This is a genomic window from Microcoleus sp. FACHB-672 (genome assembly GCF_014695725.1).
GTDB lineage: Bacteria > Cyanobacteriota > Cyanobacteriia > Cyanobacteriales > Oscillatoriaceae > FACHB-68.
In genome coordinates this window covers 73,666-98,337 of sequence record NZ_JACJOU010000032.1, presented here as the reverse complement: position 1 = coordinate 98,337, position 24,672 = coordinate 73,666, and the positions used below count along the sequence as shown (strand labels likewise).

17 protein-coding genes are annotated in these 24,672 nt (G+C 43.8%); 9 read left to right on the top strand and 8 right to left on the bottom strand.

All coding sequences use genetic code 11. The features are described 5' to 3' along the window. Positions 1-87: 87 nt before the first annotated feature. Entirely contained in the window at positions 88-1,281 is a 1,194-nt protein-coding gene (phaA, locus tag H6F56_RS23110) for an acetyl-CoA acetyltransferase PhaA (RefSeq protein ID WP_190673467.1), read from the bottom strand. A gap of 1,368 nt (positions 1,282-2,649) precedes the next feature. Here phaA and H6F56_RS23100 point away from each other — a divergent pair. After that, on the top strand, positions 2,650-3,186 hold the full coding sequence (locus H6F56_RS23100) for a vitamin K epoxide reductase family protein (protein ID WP_190673465.1): 537 nt from the start codon (positions 2,650-2,652) through the stop codon (positions 3,184-3,186). Between the two features lie 11 nt (positions 3,187-3,197). Here H6F56_RS23100 and phaC read toward each other — a convergent pair whose 3' ends face one another. From phaC to H6F56_RS23080, 4 genes are all read right to left on the bottom strand, one after another. Further along, a complete protein-coding gene (phaC, locus tag H6F56_RS23095) occupies positions 3,198-4,268 on the bottom strand; it encodes a class III poly(R)-hydroxyalkanoic acid synthase subunit PhaC (protein ID WP_190673462.1) in 1,071 nt (356 codons plus the stop codon). 97 nt (positions 4,269-4,365) lie between these two features. Then, positions 4,366-5,040: a class III poly(R)-hydroxyalkanoic acid synthase subunit PhaE gene (gene phaE / locus H6F56_RS23090; RefSeq protein ID WP_190673459.1), complete on the bottom strand. Its 675-nt coding sequence runs from the start codon at positions 5,038-5,040 to the stop codon at positions 4,366-4,368. Positions 5,041-5,322: 282 nt separating this feature from the next. Further along, complete coding sequence (locus H6F56_RS23085; RefSeq protein ID WP_190673455.1) at positions 5,323-5,688, bottom strand: cupin domain-containing protein; 366 nt, start codon at positions 5,686-5,688, stop codon at positions 5,323-5,325. A 232-nt stretch (positions 5,689-5,920) separates the two neighbouring features. After that, complete coding sequence (locus H6F56_RS23080; protein WP_190673452.1) at positions 5,921-6,967, bottom strand: hemerythrin domain-containing protein; 1,047 nt, start codon at positions 6,965-6,967, stop codon at positions 5,921-5,923. A 665-nt stretch (positions 6,968-7,632) separates the two neighbouring features. Here H6F56_RS23080 and H6F56_RS23075 point away from each other — a divergent pair. Continuing rightward, positions 7,633-8,103 carry a DUF4079 domain-containing protein gene (locus tag H6F56_RS23075; RefSeq protein ID WP_190673449.1) on the top strand — a complete coding sequence of 157 codons (471 nt, stop codon included), beginning with the start codon at positions 7,633-7,635 and terminating at the stop codon, positions 8,101-8,103. Between the two features lie 135 nt (positions 8,104-8,238). On the opposite strand, the gene H6F56_RS23070 is transcribed toward H6F56_RS23075, so the two are convergent. Next, entirely contained in the window at positions 8,239-8,982 is a 744-nt protein-coding gene (locus tag H6F56_RS23070) for a DUF1997 domain-containing protein (protein WP_190673445.1), read from the bottom strand. A gap of 350 nt (positions 8,983-9,332) precedes the next feature. Between H6F56_RS23070 and H6F56_RS23065 the strand changes: the two genes are divergently transcribed. Both H6F56_RS23065 and H6F56_RS23060 read left to right on the top strand, forming a co-directional pair. Beyond that, complete coding sequence (locus H6F56_RS23065; RefSeq protein WP_190673443.1) at positions 9,333-9,992, top strand: SDR family oxidoreductase; 660 nt, start codon at positions 9,333-9,335, stop codon at positions 9,990-9,992. A gap of 94 nt (positions 9,993-10,086) precedes the next feature. Next, positions 10,087-10,725, top strand: coding sequence for a glycoside hydrolase family protein (locus tag H6F56_RS23060; RefSeq protein ID WP_309236618.1), 639 nt, complete (start codon positions 10,087-10,089; stop codon positions 10,723-10,725). A 247-nt stretch (positions 10,726-10,972) separates the two neighbouring features. On the opposite strand, the gene H6F56_RS23055 is transcribed toward H6F56_RS23060, so the two are convergent. Beyond that, positions 10,973-11,251: a hypothetical protein gene (locus tag H6F56_RS23055; RefSeq protein WP_190673440.1), complete on the bottom strand. Its 279-nt coding sequence runs from the start codon at positions 11,249-11,251 to the stop codon at positions 10,973-10,975. A 577-nt stretch (positions 11,252-11,828) separates the two neighbouring features. On the opposite strand from H6F56_RS23055, the gene H6F56_RS25985 reads away from it, so the two are divergent. Then, positions 11,829-13,643, top strand: a complete 1,815-nt coding sequence (locus H6F56_RS25985) for an S-layer homology domain-containing protein (RefSeq protein WP_242032138.1) — start codon at positions 11,829-11,831, stop codon at positions 13,641-13,643. Further along, positions 13,573-15,270, top strand: a complete 1,698-nt coding sequence (locus H6F56_RS23045) for a CHAT domain-containing protein (protein ID WP_190673438.1) — start codon at positions 13,573-13,575, stop codon at positions 15,268-15,270. Before H6F56_RS25985 ends, H6F56_RS23045 begins: the two co-directional genes overlap by 71 nt. 47 nt (positions 15,271-15,317) lie before the next feature. Here H6F56_RS23045 and H6F56_RS23040 read toward each other — a convergent pair whose 3' ends face one another. After that, positions 15,318-15,752 (bottom strand): metal-sensing transcriptional repressor, encoded by a 435-nt coding sequence (locus tag H6F56_RS23040; protein WP_190673437.1) that lies wholly within the window; start codon positions 15,750-15,752, stop codon positions 15,318-15,320. Positions 15,753-16,003: 251 nt separating this feature from the next. Here H6F56_RS23040 and H6F56_RS23035 point away from each other — a divergent pair, with 251 nt between their 5' ends. From H6F56_RS23035 to H6F56_RS23025, 3 genes are all read left to right on the top strand, one after another. Then, positions 16,004-17,206 (top strand): HhoA/HhoB/HtrA family serine endopeptidase, encoded by a 1,203-nt coding sequence (locus H6F56_RS23035; protein WP_190673568.1) that lies wholly within the window; start codon positions 16,004-16,006, stop codon positions 17,204-17,206. 494 nt (positions 17,207-17,700) lie between these two features. Beyond that, a complete protein-coding gene (locus H6F56_RS23030; protein ID WP_190673435.1) occupies positions 17,701-23,028 on the top strand; it encodes an ATP-binding sensor histidine kinase in 5,328 nt (1,775 codons plus the stop codon). Positions 23,029-23,060: 32 nt separating this feature from the next. Further along, positions 23,061-24,593 (top strand): ATP-binding protein, encoded by a 1,533-nt coding sequence (locus H6F56_RS23025; protein WP_190673433.1) that lies wholly within the window; start codon positions 23,061-23,063, stop codon positions 24,591-24,593. Positions 24,594-24,672 lie beyond the last annotated feature (79 nt).

Sequence of the window (24,672 nt, the reverse complement as noted above, 5' to 3'; positions counted from 1 at the left end):
TTTAATTAGAGATTTCTGAATTATCAAAACAACAATCTGCCGGCATCTTGAAATCTCCTTTTCAGAATTGCTATTCAAAGCTTGAAATTAGCTAAGCCGCTCCAGCGCAATCGCCGTTCCGCCACCAGTTCCATGACAAACGGCTGCCATCCCTCGATGCCCATTTCGCTCCTGCAAGGCATTAAGTAGGGTGACGATAATTCGTGCCCCAGAAGCGCCGATGGGATGCCCTAAAGCGATCGCGCCGCCATAAACATTCAGCTTTTCGTAAGGAATGCCCAGCACGCGATTAAACAGGACGCTACTTAGAGCGAACGCTTCGTTATTCTCGAACAAGTCAAAATCGGTTACTTTCATTTTGAGCTTGTCTAAAAGCTTGTTGACTGCCAGGATCGGAACTTCGGGAAAACGCCAAGCTTCCCCACCGACCCAGGTTCCTCCAATCACCCGCGCTAGAGGCTGGAGGTTGTAACGTTCTACAGCGCTAGCGCTTGCTAAGACAAGACCGGCTGCTCCGTCTGATATTTGACTGCTATTGCCGGCAGTGAACACTCCTTCTTCCCGGAATGCCGGTTTTAGTTTGGCAAGACTTTCTAAGGTAAGTTCGGGACGGATTCCCTCGTCTTTATCTACGATTTGCAACCCTTTTTTCCCTTCGATCTCAATCGGTGCGATTTCCTTTTTCAGCCAGCCTTTTTCGGTTGCAATCGCTGCTCGTTGCTGTGAGTAAAGCGCAACATTGTCCAAGTCAGCCCGCTTAACATCGTAAGCTTCTGCCAGCCGCTCAGCTTGCTCTCCCATCGCTTCAGCTGTGGTGGGATCGGTGAGACCATCGTAGAGCAAGATATCGGTGAGTTGCTCTGGGGAACCCAGCAAAAGTTTGTAACCCCATCTCGCTCGGTGAGATAGGAAAAAGCCGGTTTGGGACATCGATTCCATTCCCCCAGCAAGTACCAGTTCGGCTTCACCAGCGCGGATTGTTGTGGCAGCGTTCATCACACTCATCATTCCCGACGAGCAAACCATATCCACAGCATACCCGTTCACCGTCTCTGGAATTCCAGCCTTAAAAGCTGCCTGACGGGCTAAGGACTGCCCATGCCCCGCCCTGAGTACGTTGCCAAAGATGTACAAATCTAAAGCGTCCCCGGATAGTCCTGTTTTTTCCCAGGCTGCTCGCATGACATGGGCACCTAAGTCCACTGGAGAAAAGCCGGCAAGGACTCCTCCAAACCGACCGAGCGGCGTGCGTACTGCTGAGACAATATAAGCTTCTTGCATACATCTTCACCATTTTTTAGAGTGTTGCGTCTTCAAGCCCTACCAACTTAAAGCAAGAGGCTTGTGAAAGTGAATTTCATTGGTAGTATCAACAAATTTTCACCATTTATAAAAGCTTTATCTAACTTTATTGTACTTATAAATTATCTGGGTTGATTTAGTAATTATTTGATACTTTTTATGGATTAATATAACTCATTTCACAATTTTCTATACTTTAGATAAAATTTTAAAAAGCGAGTTCTGCAAAAAGGAGATTTTGCTTAAGACAGTTAATATCATTGAAACTATCTTTTTAATTCACTAAAATGATTAGTTGCAACGTTGGTTAAACAGTATACAAGCCAATTTGTATCAAATAAGACAATCGAAGGAGAAAGATAATGATTTGGAGAAGTGACTTCGACCAATTTTTAAGACAGTTGAGCGATACACGACGAGGGATTTTAAATAGCTAGACATCTACGATACCAGGTAGGGAAAATTTCAACACGTGAAACTTTCGAGATACATTCGAGAACACCTTAAAATTTCAGGAACAGGTGATGACCAGTTCTTTGGAGTTCCAAGCTTTGGTAGCTCGTCTATCAATTGAAACCCAAAAGCAATTTTGGGAAAGCTACTTCAATATCCTACGGAAGCGATAACTCAAAAGAGCTGGGTGACTGCTAGAGTTGTCTTCAGTTTTCCTATGGGCAGTTTGTAAAGTCATTATTAAATTTTTGCCTTTACAAACATTTTTCTGGTTTATTAAGAAAACCCTCTAGTGTTTAGGAAAGATTTCTTAGGGTAAAGCATTGTTAAATGAAATAATTTTTTATTTAACTTTAAGTTTCTTAACCTCAAAAAAAGCAATTAGCTAAACTATAACTTTTCTGTTTTTTCGGCTCATCTATCTAAAGTAGGGAATTAATTTTAATCACTTTTGTCGGCTCATCTATCTAGAGAAGGGAATCACTCTTAATCGGTTGTGTGATGTTGAATACAATTAAACAATAAAAATCTGCTGAACTTCAACAAATTTGCCCAATCTTAACTCATAAAAATCGAACTGAAAATCAAGAAAAATAGAGCCTATCCTACACTTTAGCGTTGGCTCTCCCTTGCAGATCATCTTGCCGGCTCCCAGTTAAAACACTTGGGATTAAAGATACAGTCTTAAGCCGACTTGTAGTAATAAATACACACCTTTCCAAGAGAGCGTTTTAAAACTACCTCCTGCGTAAGTGTACGCATTCAACAGGATTCACCAAAATAGTAGGAAATTCATCCGCAGCAAGCGCAGAGCGCTCTCATTGACGCACTGCCTCGGAAACCCCGGTTTTCTTGCTGCCTTGCCAACCCATACGTTTTAGAGGATTGCGCCTTATGGAGCCATTACAACTAAGTGAGGAATTGCGTAAAGGAAAGAACCCCGACATGACGCGCCGGCGAGCAATTATCGGCTTGTCTATGCTCGGAGGTTCAATGGGACAACTCGTTACCCTCTACCAAACCGGCGTCGTCAGTCACCTACCCGATCCTCCAGGACAAAAGCTTTTCGATGCAGATCGCGTTGACGCTTCTAATTACGCTTACAGCCGGTTTAACTCACCCGATGGGCCAATAATGGTGGTTAACTATGCCCTTAGCGCCTGGTTGGCTGCGGCGGGTGGTCTTGATCGCGCTAGGCGCAATCCGCTTCTCCCCATCGCAATGGGCGTTAAGCTCGTGTTAGATGGAGTTGTTTCTGCCGAGCTAGCGCGTGAAGAATGGAGCGAGAACAAAGCGTTTTGTGAATATTGCCAAGTTGCGACGGTTGCCTCGTTGGCATCCATCGTCCTCGCAGCGCCCGAAGTTTTTACTGCTGTTCGCACCCTGTTCGGACGCCGCAACGAGAACAAGGAAGCAAGTATCAAACAATAACAAATACTGTTTTAGGTTCGCACCTTAAGCCAATCGGCGATCGTTGGAGCAAGGTCTCGCTGCACCTTACTACTCACGTACATTCCGATGTGGCCAACTGGGAAGGAGCGCACTGTGTAATCTTCGCTACCAATATATTTTTGAAGCGCTAAGGAGGATGCTGAAGGAACTAGGTGATCCTGCTCGGCGTAAATGTTCAAAATTGGTATGCAAATATTACCCAAATCCACTCGCTTCTTCCCAATTTCGACCTGACCTTTAATAAGTTTGTTTTGCTGGTAGAAATCCTTCATAAACTGCCGGTAGGCTTCTCCAGCTTGGTCAGGACTATCAAAAATCCACTTTTCCATCCGCAGAAAGTTGAGCAACTTGTCTTCAGAGTCGATTGTTTCTATAAGGTCTATATACTTCTGAACTCCTAACTGAAAAGGCTTCAGCATTATAAACTCTAAGTTCAAGAAGTCACCCGGAATATTACCCAGCGTATCCACCATAAGATCCACGTCTAGAGCTTGTGAACCTAAAGTGCATCCACCCCAAAGGTTGAGAAGTCCCTCATTGATGTGAAAATCAACCGGAGTCACCATAACAATCAGGTTTTTCACCTTCTCTGGGTAAAGGGAACTGTAGCAAAGGCTGAAGCTTCCTCCCTGACAAATCCCCAACAAATTAATAGCCTCTAACTGGTGGCGGTCGCGGACTACATCCACACAATTATTGATATAACCATTGATGTAGTCGTCGAGGGTCAGCCAACGATCTGCTCGACTCGGATAACCCCAGTCGATGAGGTAAACATCCAGGCCAAGGTTGAGTAGGTTAGCAACGAGAGATCGCCCTTCCTGTAAATCCACAATAGAGGGACGATTGAGTAAAGCGTAACTAATCAGGATGGGGATGTTAAGCGAAGATTCCACCTTTGGCATAAAGCGGTAAAGCACCACCTTGTCCTCTCGGTAGACTTCTTCCTTGGGGGTCACCCCAACCTGAATGTCTTCCTCGCGCAGCCGATTTAAAATCTCCATGCCTCTGCCCAGCTTTTGGGTTAGATCCCAATCGCTAACTTGATATTTTGCAGTCATAGCGGATAGTCATTCACTCGCTGGTCTACTCTAATTATAGAAGTAGAAAAATACACTAAAGAGAATTACAAAATTAAGACGAATTAGTTTTTATCGTTCAACCTTTAGCCTGGGATTCTACCAAAGCTTTGTTAAGGCTTTTAATTTCCTTCCGCAGCTCATAAATGTTGCGATGAATCTCGTCTATTTCGCTCCGGGTCGGCAAATTATACATTTTCAAAAACACTTCCGTTAGCTGTTGCTGCTGGAATTTATAGGTCATGGCTGCGTTTAAGAATTTCCCCTGAAGTGCAACAGCATCTTCTGAACCAAATTTCTGTGCGAATACTCGGTCAAATGCACCACTCCAGACTTGTAAAAGCTGCTGCCAGTTTTGAACGGTTTTACCCGTTTCCTCGGAAGATGCCAACTCCCGCATCAGTTCCTCAAAGGCTTTCATCCAAACCTCAACCAGCACGCCTTGATAATCAAAAGTTGCCTTGGTAAATTGTATCCAAGCATCAAAACCCTTCAGCAGTTTGTTGTTAAACTCACGGCTGTACCCGAAGTTTGGGCTTTGCAGAGCGCTGCCAAAGGTTCTTTCATAGATGCTCCAGTAGAGTTCAGTTATTTCGAGAAATCCTGATTGTTCGCCAACCATCTTTTTGCCGGCAATCTTTAATGATTGCTCTAGTGATTCTGCCCAAAGCTGAGCTAATTTTTGCATTCCCTTCAGGTAAATTTGCCACAACTCGGCCTGATCTGGGGTCGTCTTGACATCTGAGCTATTCATGTTTATCTTTTTGCCAAAATAGGAAAATCTCGAATAACAGATTATTTCTTGTTTTAACTAATTATTATCATTAAGCCCTAAAGGAGCCATCAGTCCGAGGGCTTGTTTGCCTGTAGATAGTTTAAGTTAATTTAATTTATTGACTGTGACAATCATTCATTTAAACTGGCAGAAGTTTCAAAGCCTTTTATTTAATAAACTTCCAAGAATATTCCAAACGATTGCCGTTATAGGTTAATAACGGCAAATAATTTGTTATCCGATATACGGAGGTGCAAACTTTTAAATAGAGTCCCGACAGACAGTATCGGGCGAAAATGCCGGCAAGCAAACAGCAATATATTCTGCTCCTTCTTCAGTCGGTGTGCTGTAACGCACCCATTCTCCTTTTTTCGTAATCACAGCCTGTCCCGCACACACCTCCATCTTTCCGTTTTCAAACTCGACGCAAAGCGTGCCTTTAAGAACAACAGTAAATTCATCAAATTTCGGACATTGCCCAGGTTCAACCCACCCGCTAGGAGAACGCATGAGAGCGATGCTAAGTGCTTCCGTTTCCGTGCTAATCCGACCGATGTACTCGTCAATCAGTTTGGGTTTGTTACCAACTGCTTCAATACGGACTGGTTGTTCAATGAGTTGTGGCATAAAAAAAGAATGATCATTCTAACGAGTAAAACCCGATAGTTTTATAAACTACCGGGTTCAAGCTTAACATGGAACACAGAAAGCTTTTCTTGAATGGACTGAAGTTTTGTCCTGTAAAACCTGAGTTCAGCTTCTTTGCTGTTCTAGCAAATGCTGGCAACTTTGCTGTTGCATTGTTAGTTAACCATCAACAATGCCCTGCTCAGCCCTCAGTCCATCAAAATGCTTGCTCTTATTTCATAGAGGCTGCCATTTCTTCCTGAATTTTCTTTTTAGCAGCCTTGAATTCAGTTGCCATTTGCTCTTTTTGCGAGTCGTTGCAATTTTTGTCGATTGCTGCGAACATCGTGCTTTCTTCCTGACGAATGTGATCGCCAACAGCCTCCATTAGCTGTTTAACTTTTGAGCGGAATTCGTCGGCTGAAGCGGTATCAATAGACTTGATTTCGTCTAGCATCCGCTTCATTTCTTTTTGCTCATCAAACAGCTCTTGAGTATTATCGTCGCCATAGAAGGAGCGAACTCTTGGATAGACGATTTCTTCTTCAGCTTGAGCGTGTGCTAACAAATCTTTGTACAGTTGTGCGAAATACTCTTGGAGCTTTTGAGGATCTTTCGTCGCTCCAATTTCGGTGAAGATAGTATTCACCTTATTGTGATCCAGCCGGATAAGGGTCTGGATATTCATATCCTGTTTGTCAGTATTTTGGGTCATCACGCTGCCGGCAACCCCTGAAAATGCAGCGATTGCATCTTGCACCCGTGCCCAGAGTCCCTGATCTGGATCTTTGCCGGTCATTTCGCGCACACCCACCAATTCGAGCATTCCTTTAAGCTGTTCTTGGTGAGCACGACCCTCGAAATTGACGGTATTCAAAGGCCCAATTGCTAATTCAATATCAGCTCCTACCACCTGCGCGGCTTTGTGGATAACGATTCCACTCATGGCTTGACCATGCTTGAGTAGTTCATGCTGAATGAGTCGCTGGTAGTAAGACAACCCCTCGCCGTCCATCATCTGCTCAAACTGCTGCAGAAATTTCTTGGTTGCATCATTTGACTCAGACTGGATGCCGTATTGAACGATTACAGTCTCTACAATGCCTAGGTTTTTTTGGTCATCCTCAAGCATATTTTGGAGACGTTCACGAATATCTTCGTAAGGGCAATCTGCTAATAGTTTTTGATCGTTAGAGATCACAAATTTTTGAAATGCTAACAGGTCGGCTAATCTTTCGCCAATTGCTAGCCGCTTTGTATCATCTATCGTTGTAGCCATGTTGAGTTCTCCTTCAGGAAAATAATTTGATTGATATTTAAATCAGTGCAGAGCTAAATTAGCTCAAAACGAGTGTCCCAAATATTTTTCATAGAACTCTGAGAGGCATTGTTCACACTTTAGGTCGAGAATCGGCTCAAACAAAATTACCTTACTCATGGAAATTATGCTCGTCAACGATTCATCACAGAGGCGTGAGAGCCGACAAGTCAGAGTTACATTGGGTTATTTTTCAAGCGGTAAAAAAAACTTGAATACTTTAATTTTGCAGCGGATTTAATTTTCGTCCACCCAACCAAAGTTAGATATTTCGACTACTCCTCTTAAGGAGAGTGAGTAGAGGAGTGAGTTGGGGATCAAAAATGTGGCGTTGACTCATTTGCTTCTGGAAGTTCTAGAGGAAGAGATCGTTCGATTTCCCTAGAAAAACTCTTCATTCTACTCTACTCAGGTTCAATCGAAATTATCGCTCTATCGCCTATCCTGCTGATGCTGCTGTGGCAAATTAAGTGGGAGGGCGAAGAAAGAGCCGGTGGTATCGCTGCCGGCACTCTATTCAGGGTCGGCTCATGTTCACCCACAATTAGTAGCAATGGCAACTACACCTAAAGTGAGAGCGATTATGATAATTTTTATAAAGTTCCTTAAAAAATTGTCCGAATCCTATGAGCTTGGAAATCCCGGCAGAAGTTAAAGTTTGGAGCCAATTTATCCACCCCATTGTGATGTGGGTGCTGTTCGCGGCTTCTCTTTACGCCCTGTATTTGGGTGTGCTAGTCCGGCGCACTCGCAACGCAGACGGTGAGAAAAAGAAAGAGCTGATCAAAGGTAAGTTCAACGTCAAGCACTACCAAGTCGGTTCGGTGCTCTTAGGGGCGATGGTTGTCACCACATTGATCGGCATGGGCGTGACTTATATCAATAACGGTAAGCTATTTATCGGGCCTCACTTATTGGCCGGTTTGGGCATGACGGGACTCATTGCCGTTGCTGCGTCCCTGTCGCCTTATATGCAAAAAGGACAAAATTGGGCGCGTTACACCCACATCGTTCTGAATTTAGCGCTGTTGGGGTTGTTTGGGTGGCAGGCTGTAACCGGCATGGATATTGTTCAAAGGATTATCAGCAAAATGTAATGGGCATGGGGCATGGGGCATGGGGCACGGGGCATAGGAGAATGGAGAGGGTGAATTCTGATCCAATGCGCTATTCGCGATTCCTTATGCCCTGGTGAATTTTGATCCAATGCGCCATTCCCAATTCCCCTTGCCCTAATGACACTGTTCGCAAGTAGCCACATTTCGCTTCTGAGAAGATTGTTTCTTAAAGAATTCCAACGCCGGCTTGCCTAAAGACGCGTGGAAATCTTCTTGCACTTTGTGGGTTAAGCAGCGCGACACTTGTTTGACAATTTGGGCTAACAACCGATCCCCATTATTTTGAATCGTGGACTGGGGCAACGCTCGGATAAACTTGGGCAAGCACACGCCAACTGCTAAGTCTAACTTCCACTCCACACGAGTCATGGCATTGCTGAGTTTGTCGGCTTGCCCGTGTGTGGCATCTGAAAGATCGGCGGGGACTTCTACCAACGTTTGGGCGGCTTGAAAGTCAACTTCATAGCCTGGAGGAGTATAATTCGGCACCGGGATCGTTTTGATCAGGTAAACGCCGTCTTGCTGCGGTAACAAGTTAAGACCCACTTTCGGCTCTACCTGATAGCCAAGTGCCCCAAATCGTCCGACTGTCAAAGCATAACCGCTCTCTCCAATGGGATCTGCTTTCATCGGATGAGCGCACCGGCGAAACCAATCTTGGTGGGCGTCAAAATACTTGGTAACTGTCTTAGCGTCGGCATACATGACCATGCTGCCAACAAAGTGCGTGCGAAACCAGATCGGTTCCGCCGCCTCCGCTGAAGTGGCTTCTGATTGCTCGCTAACTGCGATGGAGGCTGGAGCTAAAATGGCATTGGGAGCTTGAAACATTTGAGGTTGACTGGCTTGCGACTGCATGACACCCTATCCTTGAGATGACTGCGGTTTGCTTAGATTGAGAATGCTGTGAGGCGACAGTTGTTTCTTACTTTAGATTTCTGTGCCCGGAAGCGGAATCCGTAATTTTGCCCGAGTTTTGAGCGATTTCTAACCAACAGTAGAGGCTGTACTGAGAAATTCCTGTTTCAATCACCATAGATGGTTCTACAAAGCTCTCTTGTGCTTGAATTACAGTCTGGTTTGTGATCTCTATCAATACATATATCTTTAAACAAGAGTATGGCCCCCCTATCCAGAGAAAGAAAAGGAGAGATTTTTACTTTAGCGTTGACCCGTTGCGATTAACCACTAACAACTAACAATTACTTATGAAAGCATTTGTAGCAGGAGCTACCGGCCAAACAGGTCGCCGGATCGTCAAAGAGTTAGTCAAGCGCCAAATTCCCGTCCGGGCTTTGGTTCGGAACGTAGAGGCTGCTAGAGAAATTTTGCCGGCAGAGGTGGAATTCGTCACTGGCGATGTTCTGAACGCAGACAGCCTCAGCGCTGCGATTGGCGACAGTACGGTAGTGTTGTGTGCCACCGGCGCAAGTCCTGGTTTCGATCCTACCGGCCCTTACAAAGTGGACTTTGAAGGCACGAAAAATCTAGTGGATCTTTCCAAAACAAAGGGAATCCAGCAGTTTGTCTTGGTGTCTTCCCTCTGTACCTCCCAATTTTTCCATCCGCTGAATTTGTTTTGGCTAATTTTGGTGTGGAAAAAACGCGCGGAAGAGTATATCCAGAGTAGTGGCCTGACTTACACAATTGTGCGGCCTGGTGGCCTTCTGAATGAGGATAATGATTTGCCGGTGAAGATGTCTTCGGCGGATACGCAGTTCGATGGTAGAATTCCCCGGACAAAGGTGGCACAGGTGTGTGTTGAAGCGTTGTTTCAACCGGCAGCCCGTAATAAAATTGTAGAAGTCGTTGCCGCAGCAGAGGCTCCGGAGAAATCCTTTGAGCAGCTATTTGCCAGCGTTGCTTGATTTGCGGAAACTGCCGTTCAGCCACTGAAGTCACCCTTTGTTGAGTAAGCGTGCGGGTGACGCACGAGGGTGAGTTTTGGAACTGACAAGTAACGTGAGCAGACTCAAGCGTATTATTGCCGGCAGTGCCACTGCTGCCGGTTTGGTATTTTTACTATCGCATTGGCCGGGGGCTCGGTGGCCGCAATCGGGTTTTGACTATGTTGTGAAGCCCCAACCGCTCGCAATGCGCGGAGGCGATCCCTATGTTCGAGCGCTGATGCGAACGATCTCGGCCAGTGAGTCTAATGTTTCCAGACCTTATTCTGTTCTGTATGGTGGCGAGGATGCTGGGAATTTGAGCGATCATCCCGATCTCTGTGTGAAGATTGTCAATGGCCCGAATGTGAACAATTGCACCACGGCTGCCGGTCGCTATCAGATGCTGACAACGACGTGGTATGAAATGGCACAACGCTACCATCCTGATCCGTCCCAGTTTTTGTTTTGGCACTCCTACAGTTTTGAGCCAGAGTTTCAGGATGCGGTGGTTTACGCTTGGCTGAGTGACTCTGAGGCTTGGGGAACGGACATTCCCGAACTGCTGCGCCAAGGAAGATTACAAGAGGTGTTGAAATTGCTTTCTGGCACTTGGACGAGTTTAGGCTACGGAATCGAAGACAATTCGATGACCGGCTCTTTATCGGCAGTTTATCAAGAAATGTTGCAAGAGGAACTGCGGACGGCAAGCTGAACGTTTGTTGAGATGGTGGTTCATGCCGGTGTCCCTCGCTGAATAAGGGGACAAAATTTTGCTATCTCCGTATAAATACTTATTTAACAATAAAAGTCTATCTCTTTTAAAATTTGAACAAAAAGCCGACTCACAAAGGCATACATCCATTCACACCTAAATAACTTTTGAATACACATTAAAGGTAATTAACCGAAGCGATTAACAACAAGCAGGCAAATTATGCGAGATTGAACTCATTAATCGCTTAACAATAGCCAAGAGATAGGAGTAAGCCTTGGCATTCATTTTCTTGGATCTTGCCGGTTTCGCACAGTTCCAGAAGCGTGTCTGCGAGAACATAAAGCGCAATCGTCCGGTCGATGTATTCTTTCGCACTGGCCATTCCCTCATCAATGGTTTTGTAAGCTTGCCAATTTGTACTGGTTTTGTGTCTCGCTGGTGGCAAGCACTTGATCGCCCATCCGCCTTCTAAAGGCATTGCTAAAATCAACCAGTTGTGATAGCAAACATTCCAAGTTTTCATATTTTAATTCTCTCCAGGTGTTCTAAGTTTGTACACTGCATCCTGTTTCATAGTATCGAGGGCTTTTGTTTAGTAGAAAGTGACCCATTGCCGGGAGGAAGGGTGATAATTGTCTGATGGTTGGGTGATGAATAGCTTTTATTCCCTGTGATCCAGATCATTTTTTTTAACGTGCCGGTGGCAATTGCACTTGATAGATGAAGAAGTGTAAAGCGAATTCGGGTTTGGTATTGGATAAGCAGGGTTCCCGCACCCCTAAGTGAGCTTCCAGACAGGCTTTGCAGTAAGGTTTTACGGCTAAGGAAAGTTGAAACTTTTATTTTGAAACAGCGAGGGAATCCAAATTGCGCCAAAAATTAAAACATTAGCTAAAAATCCACTAAACACTAAACTGAAATTCAATAATAAGACCAGAGCCTCAAGCAGGCTCAAGCAAAGCGCATCGTCAGGTAAGTGTATCCAGACTGTCGTGCACCTTTTATCTTTGGCCAATGTTAGTTCGCTTTTTCTGCCGGTGTTATTAGATAAATTGTCAATGTCACAAATTAGGGTTTCTAAGCTCATATTCTTGAGTCTCATGGGTGCTACTGCGGTTGTTGTTAGTTTTGAAACAAGTCACGCACAGCCGGCTAACCCTGAGCAATCTGCTTTGCTTGATGAAGAGACTTTTTCACCAGCGCAACCTGCAGCGTCTCTTTCATCACAAAATTCACTCATCGCTTCTCAACCGGCATCTTTTGCAGAATCAGCAAAAAAAGTCACTTCTTTTAAGCCGGTTATTTCTAACCCTCACCTTTTGAAGCAGGAGTTGCTGCAAGTCTTTGCAACCAGTGGCGCTGAATTATTGATGCCGGCAGGGCAAAGGGTGCCGGCTTCTAGCCAAAGCGAAGTAAGACAACTATCTAACTCGATGCCGGCACTCACTGCCCCACAAGTTGCTCAAACACCCCAGTTTTTGGCGCAAGAATTGACATTTTCAGATGTGCGGGATCACTGGGCACAAAGTTTTATCGAAGCCCTTGCCGCTCAGGATATCATTCGTGGGTTTCCGGATGGGACGTTTCGCCCGGAAGCGCCGGTGACGCGGGCGCAGTTTGCTGCACTGATCCGAAAAGCTTTTGCCAGAAATTCTGTTCGTAACCCGATTCAATTTGCCGACGTGCCGGCGAATTATTGGGCTTATGATGCGATTCAGGAAGCCTACAGCATCGGGTTTTTAGAAGGCTACCCCAATAATGTGTTTGCGCCCGATCAAAAGATTCCTCGTGTTGAGGTATTAGTCTCACTAGCTAATGGATTGAATCTGGCAAAAACGGGTGAGACAACAACAATTTTATCTGGCTCGTTTCAGGACGCCTCTAGTATTCCCAACTATGCCCAAAATAGTATCGCCGTTGCCACTGAAAATCAACTAATTGTTAATTACCCAAATGTGCAAAATCTCAACCCCAATCAAGTTGCCACACGGGCAGATGTAGCGGCTTTTATTTATCAAGCACTGGCTAACACCGGCGCACTGCCGCAGCTGAGCGTTTCTGATAAGGCATCTCAGTATATTGTGGGTTACGAACCCCCACAAACGCCGCCTCCGCCCATCACGTCTAGCAGTGCCGGTGACGCGCCGAATTTAACACCACAGCCAATTGTACCGGGACGAGAACAATTTGTACCAGAAAGAATACCTCTTCGTCCAGTTGCAAATACTTCACAACGACAGAAATTACTGGCATCTCCTGGAACCACTTCTGTTACCCCATCCGCTTATGGTAAATCTTGGAGAAGCGTTGGTGTTGGTGCCGGTTTTCAGGCGCGAACTCGATTCACTGACGAATCTGATGGTGGAATTGCTGTTGGTTTTGGATTAGGAAACGCTCAAAAAGCGGTAGGTTTGGATGTTGGGGCTGCTATTTTCAATCTTTCAGATAGTTTTGGGGATCGAGGAGGCGTCAGTTTCAAATTGCACCGTGCCCTTCCCGATGATTTTGCAGTGGCAATTGGGTGGCAGAATGCGATTGTTTGGGGTTTTACGGATGCCGGCAGCAGTGTTTATGGCGTTGCTAGTAAAATGTTTCGCCTTCAAGATAGTACGGAAAAACCCTTTAGTCGGCTTTATCTTTCTGCGGGAGTCGGTAATGGGCAATTTCGCTCTGAGTTTGATATTAATGACAATAAAGATACAATCGGTGTGTTCGGCAGTGTTGCAGTGCGAGTGGCTCAGCCGGTGAATGCAATTGCTGAGTGGACGGGGCAGGATTTAACACTAGGTGTTTCTTTTGTTCCTTTCCAGAATGTACCTTTAGTCATTACGCCGGCAGTTACGGATGTTACGAACAATGCCGGTGATGGGGCAAGATTTATCCTCGGTATCGGTTACGGATTTTATTTTAGATAGGTTAAATTCTATGAAAAAATTCAAGTTTTTACGCAATTTTTGTTTAGCTTTTGTCTTTGTTTTAGTTGCTGCCGGGCCTGCTCTTACTCAAATTGGAAACCAGTCGGATGGCTTTCCGAATCTTCCAGAAATGACTAATACGACAACGACAACATCTAACTCATCTGAAACCTCGATTACAGATCCCTCACAAGGTGTTAACCAAACCATTGAATCCTCAGAAGTATCTGGATCAGAAACGTCTAGCTCGTCTGGTTCATCTAGTTCGTCTAGCTCCTCTAGCTCTTCTAGCTCATCATCAGTAACCGCAGGAAAAGAAGTTGACAGAGGCGGTTTTGAGGGGATCGTGCAAGGTGGACAGACGGATCAGGTAGTCCAGGCATTTGAAGAGGCACAAGCAGTAGATTTTGGCAATCAACTTGGCATACCTCTTTATGGAAAAGCGCCGACAATTGATGAGATAGCAAAAGCACTGTGTAATATCCATCAAGCCACGAGTAAAAAGCCAGCCATCAATTATATTTTTGCAGGCGAAAAGGGGTTGGATACTTTAACAATTTTTCCGCAATGCCTAACGGCGGCTACTGAACAAGTTAATGAACCATTTGCTCGGAAATTCACTCCTGAAGCGAAGCGACCTACTCTTGAAAAAGTTCTCCAAGAGTTCCGTTCTCAAGTTACCAATCCCAGAAATATCCGCAGCACCAGTTACTTAAAATCTGCTCAACAACTTTATCAGTGGATCATCGCTCCGATGGAGCCTGAATTACAAGCGAATAATATCGATATTATTGTATTTGCGATGGATGCTGGTTTGCGCTCAATGCCAATCGCAGCTTTGCACGATGGCAAACAGTTTCTCATTGAAAAATATGGAGTTGCTTTAATTCCTAGCTTTGGCCTGACAGACAGTCGTTATATCAACTTGAAGGACGCGCAAGTTTTAGCAATGGGGGCTTCAGAATTTACCGAGCAAAATCCTTTGCCGGCAGTGCCGGTGGAGTTATCTGAAATTGTTGGAGAGGGGGGAAAGTGGAGCGGTCAAAAGTTGCTTAATGAAGCGTTTACTCTCGAAAACTTTAAATTACTAAACCGGCAGCAACATTTCCAGATTATTCACCTCGCCACTCACGGAGAATTTCAACCGGGAAATGTCAGTAATTCTTATATCCAGTTTTGGAATGAGAAACTCCGGATGAATGAACTGCCACAAATTGCCCAAGAATTAGGTTGGAATGCAGCTTCTACAGCGCCGGTGGAACTGCTGGTTTTGAGTGCTTGCCGAACTGCCTTGGGAGATGAACAGGCTGAATTGGGTTTTGCAGGATTAACCGTTCAAGCCGGCATCAAATCGGCTTTAGCAAGTCTTTGGTATGTCAGTGATGCCGGCACACTCGCCCTAATGAATGAGTTTTACAAGCAGTTGAAACTAACAGCGAATAAAGCAGAGGCGCTTCGGCAAGCACAATTGTCTATGTTAACAGGAACCGTTCAAGTGGAGGGAGGTCAATTGCGCGGTTCAGACCAGCAAGTTCTTACTCTCCCCAGCGGTGTGGCGACGAAAAGTGTGAATGTATCGCATCCCTATTTCTGGTCTGCGTTTACATTAATTGGTAATTGGAACTAACAAAAGGTAAAAGGTAAAAAATGATTCACTCTTTCCTTTTACCTTTTCTAGTTTTTCGTTCCCGAATCTTTTTTCTTTTCTCGAGGTAAAAATCGGTCGAGAGCTGCTTTTAGTTCCTCAATTTCATCATCAATATTTCCCTCTTTTGCGGCTCGTGCAATACATTCAGTTAAATGCTCATCTAAAATGATCCGGGCCACACGATCAAGTGCCCCCCGAACTGCGGCAACCTGAACCAAGACATCTGGACAGGGTTTGCTTTCCTGCACCATTGTCTTAATTCCCCGGATATGTCCTTCAATACGAGAAAGCCGGTTCACAAGGCGTCGCAGCGATTCTTCAGTGTGAACGTGAGGGTGAGCGGTATGGCCATCCCTATGAGTGTGATCGCTGTAGAGGTCGTCTTTATCCTGAAGCCGGCCCAGTTCATCTTTGCCGGCTAAGGACAAGGTTTTATCAGTGAACGAGTTAGTTCCAATCATTCGTTTTGAGCTGCATAGTAAATAAGATTCTAGCCTAGGGGCAAAACCAAGTTCTGAGTTAGGGAAAAAGTTAAAGCGTTACTGCGAACTAGGTGATATCCCCGTGGGACTTCTCCCGATCCTGCATTGGGGTTGAAATCCGTCACCCTTGGGGGTCACAGAATTGTCAGAATAGCTGTAGCAACACTTTTCGTGATGAAAAAACCATTACGAAAATTTGCAACAAATTTAGGCCGATGGCAATTAAGACTATGGGATTTTTCAAGTTTTTTCGCGCTTTGGGGCACCCGATCACCCAGGTGGTGGCTATCTTGCTCGGAGCCATTTTAGCCGTGAGTACGCTACAAGTGCTGCCATCTGCGGCGGCACCGGCTCCCTTGCAGCTCTCACCCATCGCCCTTCAGGGTTCAAACGCCCCGGCAACCAGGGGTGGTAGCTTTGTGACTGCAGCGGTTAATTTGGTGGGACCGGCTGTGGTGAGAATCGATACAGAACGCACCGTCACCCGTAACGCCGATCCCGTGTTTGATGATCCCTTCTTCCGCCGGTTTTTTGGCGATGACTTGGGGCAACAACTGCCCCGCGAACAGCATTTGCGCGGACAGGGATCGGGCTTCATCATTGATAGCAGTGGCGTGATTTTGACGAATGCCCATGTGGTTGACAATGCAGATAAGGTAACCGTGACACTCAAGGATGGGCGCACCTTAGAAGGACAAGTGCGCGGTACGGATGAAGTAACGGATTTAGCAGTGGTTAAAGTCAATGGCGGTAACTTGCCGGTTGCCCCCTTGGGAGATTCTACTCAGGTGCAGGTGGGAGACTGGGCGATCGCACTCGGCAACCCCTTGGGATTGGATAACACCGTCACCCTGGGAATTGTCAGCACCCTGAAACGCTCTAGCGCTCAGGCCGGCATTCCTGATAAGCGTCTGGATTTCATTCAAACCGATGCTGCGATTAACCCCGGAAACTCCGGTGGGCCACTTCTCAACGAGCGAGGAGAAGTCATTGGGATTAATACCGCCATTCGTGCCGGTGCCAATGGAATTGGCTTTGCCATTCCTATTGATAAAGCCAAAACAGTTTCCGCCCAGTTGGTAAAAGGTGAAAAAGTCGCCCATCCTTATGTGGGTGTTCAAATGGTGACACTAACCCCACAAATTGCCAGAGAAAATAATCAGGCTCCAAATTCTCCATTCACTGTGCCAGAAATTAATGGCGTTTTAGTCATGGGAGTGCTGCCTAATACGCCGGCTGCGGCTGCCGGTATTCGCATGGGGGATGTAATTACTGAGGTTAATAACCAAACGGTCTCTAGTGCAGAACAGTTGCAAAATATTGTTGAAAATAGCCAGGTAGGTCAGCAATTGCCGTTCAAAGTGCAGCGCGGCAACCAAACCCTGCCCCCCTTAACGATGCGGACAGCGCAACTGGAAAGCAATGCTAGATAATTGCCGGCTTCCTATTGCTAAAGTTATGAACTTTTCCAGACTTTCCTCTTCAGTAGAAAGTGTCTAATTAAGAGCTGAACGCTTTTCAATTCGACGCAAGACATCTTTTGGGGCGCAAAGTTAGGGCGCAATGCTTAGATCCCTGACTTTGCGCCTCAACATCAGACATAAATGTGACCCGGAAGCATTATAACCCCAAAAAATTTGAAGTCATTAGAGAGCGCTTCTTAAGAATAAGAGGCATTTTTTTTAGTATAAATCAGTGAGAGCTTCCTTGACATCCTGAAATTTTGCGATAGGAGCTGTATTTATACCCAGTATTTATTAATAAATATAAATGCTATTTTAACGAAATATTAACTGTATGTAACTTTATCTTAATAAGAATAAACTTTAATAAAAAAGTAGGATAATCTAATGATTGAAATAAATTAATTTAATCGCCCCAATCTCTAATAAAAACTACGTATTAATACTGAAGGACTAATTTAAAAATGATTAACTTAGCCGGCTACGAAATTCTCAATACCGTTCATGAAAGTAATAATTCTTTGGTCTATCGAGGCTTAAGAAAGCTAGACAATCAACCGATTATTCTAAAATTTCTCAAGCAAGATTATCCAACATCGGCTTCGTTAGTTAGATACAAACAAGAGTACGAAATTACCTGTAACCTCAACCTAGACAGCGTTCCGAAAGCCTACAGTTTAGAAAAATATCAGAACACTTTGGTAATCGTTTTCGAGGATTGTAATGGAGAATCCTTGAAAAGATGGATAAATAATAGAAACATTAGTTTAAAGGTTTTTTTATCAACAGCCATTGAAATAACCAAGGCATTGGGAGAAATTCACCACCACAATATTATTCATAAAGATATTAATCCCAGCAACATTATTATTAACCCAACCAACGGCCTGATCCAAATTATAGATTTTGGCATCTCTACGGTCTTAACTCGCGAAAATCCAACCATTAAAAACCCAAATGTTTTAGAAGGCACCCTGACCTATATTTCACCGGAACAAACCGGCAGAATGAACCGCGAAATCGACTATCGCACAGACTTTTACTCATTAGGAGTCACGTTTTACGAACTACTAACTGGGCAACTGCCCTTCGATTACAGCGATCCAATGGAATTAATCCACTGTCACATTGCTAAACAAGCAGTCCCGCCCCATGAAATCAATCGCACAATTCCCCTAGCTGTTTCTCATATTGTGATGAAGCTGTTAGCCAAAACGGCAGAAGCAAGATATCAAAGTGCCTGGGGAATCATTGCTGACTTAGAAGAATGCTTGCAGCAATTACAAACTGAGGGGAGAATTGCAGAGTTTGAGATCGCCCAAAAAGATATTACAAACAAGTTTCATATTCCGCAAAAACTCTATGGAAGAGAGCGAGAAGTTGAAACCTTATTAGTTGCCTTTGATCGCGTCAGCAAGGGCACAACAGAAATGATGTTAGTGTTGGGGTACTCTGGGATTGGCAAATCTGCTTTAGTTCAAGAAGTTTATAAACCCATTACTAAAGCAAAGGGTTATTTTATTGCCGGCAAATTTGACCAATTTCAACGCAATATTCCTTATGCGGCTGTTGTCAAAGCATTCAAGTCACTCGTCAAGCAACTCCTCACAGAAAATGAAACCCAACTCAATGCCTGGAAAGAAAAGCTTTTAGCTGCTTTTGGAGCAAACGGTCAAATCATTATCGATGTTATTCCCGAAGTAGAACTCATCGTTGGCAAGCAGCCCTCCGTACAAGAATTAGGAGCAACAGAATCACAAAACCGTTTTAACTTAGTTTTTCAAAAATTTATTCGCGTGTTTTGCTCTGTTGAACATCCCTTAGTCATTTTTCTAGACGATTTGCAATGGGCTGACTCCGCTACTCTAAAACTGCTCCAAGTCATGATGACAGATGAGGAAACAAAATATCTATTTCTAATGGGTGCTTATCGAGATAACGAAGTTAACCCCGCTCATCCGTTAACCATGACCCTGGATGAACTGCAAAAGCAAGGTGCAAAGATCGGCCAAATTATCTTAACTCCCTTGCACATTCAGCAAATTGGTAAGTTGATTGCGGAAACCTTACACAAAGACACAGACTCAGTGATGCCCTTAGCCGAGTTAGTCGTCAGTAAAACCCAAGGTAATCCTTTTTTTGTTAATCAATTTCTTAAAACGCTTTATCAAGAAAATCTTCTTAATTTCAATTTTGCCAAAAGAAACTGGGAATGGAACCTTTCAGAAATTGAAGCATTAGATATTACCGATAATGTTGTCGAATTGATGATCGGCAAATTGAGAAAAATGCCGGAATTAACTCAACAAGTTTTACGCTTAGCTGCCTGCGTTGGCAATAGTTTTGATTTAAATACTCTCGCAATTATTAATGAAAAGTCTCCGGGTCAAACTTTTGAAGAGCTATTGCCGGCAATCCAAGATGGATTAATTCTTGCAACTTCTGAATTGGGTGTGACAGAAGAAGAGATCATTAATTCACAACTTGTAATTACAACTTATAAGTTTTTGCATGACCGGGTGCAGCAGTCGGGTTATGCTTTGATTGATTTAAACCTACAAACAGCCGTTCATCTCAAAATAGGCCGGCTATTATTAGCAAATATTTCTCCAGAGCGACAAGCAGAAAGAATTTTTGAAATTGTTGATCATTTAAATTCCGGACGGAAGTTAATTGCTGATGATCGAGAAAAAGTTGAGCTGACTCTTTTAAATATAACTGCTGGGAGGAGAGCCAAAGACGCAACAGCTTATGCCGCTGCCAGAAACTATTTAAGAATCGGGCTGGAAATTTTACCAGGCAATATTTGGCAGGACTCCTACGAACTGGCTTTTACCTTGCATAAGGAACTGGCAGATGTGGAGTATTTAAACGGAAACTTTGCAGATTCTAAGATTTTAATCGAAGTCGCTTTGGCTCAGTCCAAATCAAATCTCGAAAAAGCCGAAGTTTACAACATCCTTATTGTACAGTACACCCTACTCACCAAATATGAAGAAGCGATTCAAGCGGGGTTACAAGCACTTCGTTTGTTAGAAATAGACTTAGCTGAAGAGAACTTAGCGGGGGCTGTAAATACCGAACTTGCTGAAGCTAAGGCTAATTTAGCAAATCGAGAAATCTCTTCATTAATTAATGCCGAAAAGATGAAAGAGCCGGCGAAAAAAATGGCTATGAAGTTATTGGGCAACATGGGTCCATTAACATTTTTTTCGTCTCAAGAACTATGGAAACTGACTGTTGTCAAAGCTATTAACATTTCTCTGAAATATGGATTTGTCGCGGGAGGTTCCTACTGCTACTCATGTTATGGAATTATTCTGAATTCAATTTTAGGAGATTACCACTCGGCTTATGAGTTTGGCCGGCTTGCTCTCACCCTCAGCGAAAATTCAAATAACCTGTCGCAAAACTGCCAAGATAGCGTTATCTTTGCCAATTACCTAAACTGCTGGGTTAAACCCATTAAAACCACCGCCGAAATTAATAACGACGGATATAAAGTTGGCTTGCAATCTGGCAACTTGCAATGGACGGGTTATAACAGAATGTTTCAAACCATTACCTATTTCTTTCAGGGAATGAATTTGAACAGCTTATTGGAAGATATTTCCAACTCGCTCCATTTCTGTCTTCAAAGCCAAAATTTGTGGGCAACCGATATCATTGATGCCAACAAATTAGCAATTTTAAATTTCATGGGACTACAAGATGAAATTAGTGAAAAACAGCATTTAGAAAATTTTAACAACCGCAAGAGCATGGCCGCTCTCTGCGAGTTTTATGTTTTAAAAGCGCAGACTTTTTATCTTGATGAACAGTATAATGAGGCCAAAAAAGCCTCAGATCAGGCGTCGGAAATTATCGATTATCTGATGGGGCACATTTCAAGCGCTCACCATAATTTTTATCGCTCTTTGATCTTAACTGCTCTCTTTCCAGCCGGCTCTGACTCGGAGCAGAAAAATTACTGGAAGCAAATAGAAGCGAATCAGAAACAACTAAAAACTTGGGCAGACAACTGCCCAGAAAGTTTCGCACACAAATTTTGGCTGGTTGCAGCAGAGATTGCCCGCATTTCCGGCCAAGATTTAGAAGCGATGGATCTGTATGATCGGGCAATTGCTTCAGCCAGAGAGCATGATTTTATTCAGAATGAAGCCTTAGGGGAAGAACTCGCGGCTAAATTCTGGCTAGGAAAAGGCAAAGAGGAGTTTGCCCAACTTTACCTAACCAAGGCTCACTATGGGTATCAACTCTGGGGGGCTAAACGCAAAGTAGAAAATCTAGAGAAGAAATATCCCCAATTAATCTTTAGAACCTCAAGCCAGAGTGCGAATAAAACAAAAGTTACTCAACCAACTGCTCATCCTACAACCACTACCACTAACTTAGAAGCTACTCTAGATTTAGCAACCGTGATGAAAGCCGCCCAAGCAATTTCAGGTGAAATTGTTTTGAGCAAGTTGCTAACAAGGTTAATGAAAATTGCCATCGAAAATGCTGGTGCTGAAAAAGGCTTTTTGATTTTGCAAAAAGCTGGAGACTGGGTGATCGAGGCGGAAGGTTCGGTTAAAGAAGATGAGGTAAGTGTGCTGCGATCACTTCCTCTCCATGCAACAGCAGCTTCTGGAAACACTTCTAAACTGGTCGTTGCGATCGCTAACTACGTCATCCGTACCCAGGAAAACGTTGTTTTAAATAACGCCACTCAAGAGGGACAATTTACCCGCGATCCTTATGTGGTTGCGACTCAACCGAAATCAATTCTCTGCACGCCTCTACTTCACCAAGGCAAGCTAACAGGCATTCTTTACCTAGAGAATAACCTGACAGAAGGGGCTTTCACCATCGATAGGTTAGAGCTGTTAAAACTCTTATCTGCCCAAATTGCTATTTCTATTGAAAATGCCCAATTGTACAAAAACTTACAGGAGTTTAATCAAAACTTAGAGCAATTAGTTGGTGATCGCACTCAAGAATTATCGGATGCCCTAGATAACTTAAAAGCGGCTCAAAGTAAACTGGTGGAAGCGGAAAAAATGGCCTCACTAGGAGGATTAGTCGCTGGCGTTGCCCATGAAATTAATACACCCGTTGGCGTAGGGGTCACTGTTGCTTCAGCTTTGGCAGAACATACCACAGAATTCTGTTCTATTTATAAGAGCGGTAAAATGAAGCGCTCCGAGTTAGAAGAATTTTTGGATATAGCGATCCAAAGTAGCAACACCCTGCTGATTAATTTACAGCGGGCTGCGGCATTAATTCAAAGCTTCAAGCAGGTTGCAGTCGATCAGTCGAGCGAAGAACGGCGAATTTTTCAAGTCAAAAATTATCTCGATGAAATTTTGTTGCAACTAAAGCCAAAGTTGCGAAATACCAAACATTCGATAGAAGTTTTAGGCGACAATAATATTAGTCTAGATTCCTATCCAGGTGCGTTTTCGCAAATCGTGGCTAACTTGCTGATCAACTCTTTAACTCATGCATATAAAGGAGATGTTGAGGGCACAATTCTGATTCATTTTCAGCAAGAAGGCGATCAGCTGATCTTAAAATACTCTGATGATGGTCAAGGGATTCCGGTTGAAAACCTAAGCAAAATTTATGAGCCATTCTTTACAACTAAACGCTCTCAGGGGGGGAGTGGATTAGGATTACATCTTGTTTACAATTTAGTGACTCAAAAACTTAAAGGTGAAATTGAGTGTCAGAGTGAAGTGGGAGTGGGAACGCAATTTGTGATTAAGTTGCCCATGCAAATAGATCCGAAAGAAGCATTTGGTTACTAAAAGTGATCATTGAATTATAAGGGAGAAAAGCAATGGCAAGTGTAACTGACAATTTCTTAATTAGACAATCTGCTGATCAAGATTTATTGACTTTTGAAGAAGAATCCAATTATGAATTATTTTTTGCGAATGAAGAGGATTTAAAACAACTCAAAGAAAGTTGGAAAGTTTTAATTGTAGATGATGAAATTCAAGTTCACACGGCTACAAACATTGCATTAAAAAAGTTTACTTTTGAAAATAAGCCTTTGACTTTTATTAGTGCTTACTCCGCCAGAGAAGCTAAACAATTACTTCAAGAAAATCCGGATGTTGCTATCATTCTGCTTGATGTCATTATGGAAACTGATGATGCAGGCTTAGAGTTGGTTCAATATATTCGGGAAGTGCTTAATAATCAATTCGTGCGAATTATTTTACGCACAGGTCAACCGGGACAAGTACCTGAAAAAAACATAATTATTAGCTATGATATCAACGACTATAAAACCAAGACTGAATTAACGACATCAAAGCTATATACGACTGTGTTGACTGCTTTACGAAGTTTTTCTTTGAGTAAAAAGTTACAATCTGAAATAGAGCGACGTGAGGAAGTAGAAATAGCGCTGCGAAGCAGTCAGGAAAAAGAACGCGAAAAAGCGATTGCCTTAGAACGTTCTTTAAAAGAGCTGCAGGAAGCCCAACTTCAGCTTGTGCAAAGTGAAAAAATGTCCAGTTTGGGTCAACTCGTTGCCGGTGTAGCCCATGAAATCAACAATCCGCTGAATTTTATTTACGGCAATCTCACCCACGCCAATGACTATAGTAAAGAACTCATCCATCTATTGAATCTCTACCACCGGCATTACCCCCAACCCGAACCAGAAATTCTCAATGAGATGGAAGATGCCGACTTGCCATTTGTCATAGACGATTTACCCAAACTACTTTCTTCCATGCAGTTAGGGATCGAACGGATCTGCAATATTGTGCAGTCTCTGCGAAATTTTTCGCGGTTGGATGAAACTGAAAGCAAGCCGGTAGATATCCACGAAGGTATTAATAGCACCTTGATGATATTGCAACACCGGCTTAAGGCTAAGTCAGATCGTCCTGTGATTAACGTCATTAAAGACTATGGTGCCTTGCCGCCGGTGAATTGTTATGCCGGCCAGCTTAATCAGGTATTCATGAACTTGCTCGCCAATGCTATAGATGCGTTAGAAGAACGGGTCAGCCAAGAAAAAAGTCAAGTTTTTCAACCCCTAATTTTGATTCGCACTGAAGTCATCTCGCATAATTCCTCTGACGGGATAGCTGTCGGTTCACACATTCGCATCACCATTGCGGATAATGGCATTGGTATGACGGAGGAAGTTCGCGCTAAACTTTTTACTCCCTTCTTTACAACCAAGCCCATTGGAAAAGGGACAGGCATGGGGTTGTCAATTAGCCGGAAAATTTTGTTAGAAAAACATGGTGCTCAATTGCAGTGTATTTCTACGCCAGAACAGGGAACCCAGTTTATTATTGAGATGCAGATAAGTTCTAAACCAACTGAGATTGCAAAAGCCATTCTCTAGCCAACTTATCTGGCTGATTACATCACTCTTTATTTTGGTAAACCGGCTCGGTTGGCGGCACTGTATTCAGATAAAATCA

Excerpts from the sequence above, each read along its gene's own strand:
- phaA (WP_190673467.1), bottom strand. The coding sequence starts at position 1,281 with ATGCAAGAAGCTTATATTGTCTCAGCAGTACGCACGCCGCTCGGTCGG.
- H6F56_RS23100 (WP_190673465.1), top strand. The coding sequence starts at position 2,650 with ATGGAGCCATTACAACTAAGTGAGGAATTGCGTAAAGGAAAGAACCCC.
- phaC (WP_190673462.1), bottom strand. The coding sequence starts at position 4,268 with ATGACTGCAAAATATCAAGTTAGCGATTGGGATCTAACCCAAAAGCTG.
- phaE (WP_190673459.1), bottom strand. The coding sequence starts at position 5,040 with ATGAATAGCTCAGATGTCAAGACGACCCCAGATCAGGCCGAGTTGTGG.
- H6F56_RS23085 (WP_190673455.1), bottom strand. The coding sequence starts at position 5,688 with ATGCCACAACTCATTGAACAACCAGTCCGTATTGAAGCAGTTGGTAAC.
- H6F56_RS23080 (WP_190673452.1), bottom strand. The coding sequence starts at position 6,967 with ATGGCTACAACGATAGATGATACAAAGCGGCTAGCAATTGGCGAAAGA.
- H6F56_RS23075 (WP_190673449.1), top strand. The coding sequence starts at position 7,633 with ATGAGCTTGGAAATCCCGGCAGAAGTTAAAGTTTGGAGCCAATTTATC.
- H6F56_RS23070 (WP_190673445.1), bottom strand. The coding sequence starts at position 8,982 with ATGCAGTCGCAAGCCAGTCAACCTCAAATGTTTCAAGCTCCCAATGCC.
- H6F56_RS23065 (WP_190673443.1), top strand. The coding sequence starts at position 9,333 with ATGAAAGCATTTGTAGCAGGAGCTACCGGCCAAACAGGTCGCCGGATC.
- H6F56_RS23055 (WP_190673440.1), bottom strand. The coding sequence starts at position 11,251 with ATGAAAACTTGGAATGTTTGCTATCACAACTGGTTGATTTTAGCAATG.
- H6F56_RS25985 (WP_242032138.1), top strand. The coding sequence starts at position 11,829 with ATGGGTGCTACTGCGGTTGTTGTTAGTTTTGAAACAAGTCACGCACAG.
- H6F56_RS23045 (WP_190673438.1), top strand. The coding sequence starts at position 13,573 with ATGTTACGAACAATGCCGGTGATGGGGCAAGATTTATCCTCGGTATCG.
- H6F56_RS23040 (WP_190673437.1), bottom strand. The coding sequence starts at position 15,752 with ATGATTGGAACTAACTCGTTCACTGATAAAACCTTGTCCTTAGCCGGC.
- H6F56_RS23035 (WP_190673568.1), top strand. The coding sequence starts at position 16,004 with ATGGGATTTTTCAAGTTTTTTCGCGCTTTGGGGCACCCGATCACCCAG.
- H6F56_RS23030 (WP_190673435.1), top strand. The coding sequence starts at position 17,701 with ATGATTAACTTAGCCGGCTACGAAATTCTCAATACCGTTCATGAAAGT.
- H6F56_RS23025 (WP_190673433.1), top strand. The coding sequence starts at position 23,061 with ATGGCAAGTGTAACTGACAATTTCTTAATTAGACAATCTGCTGATCAA.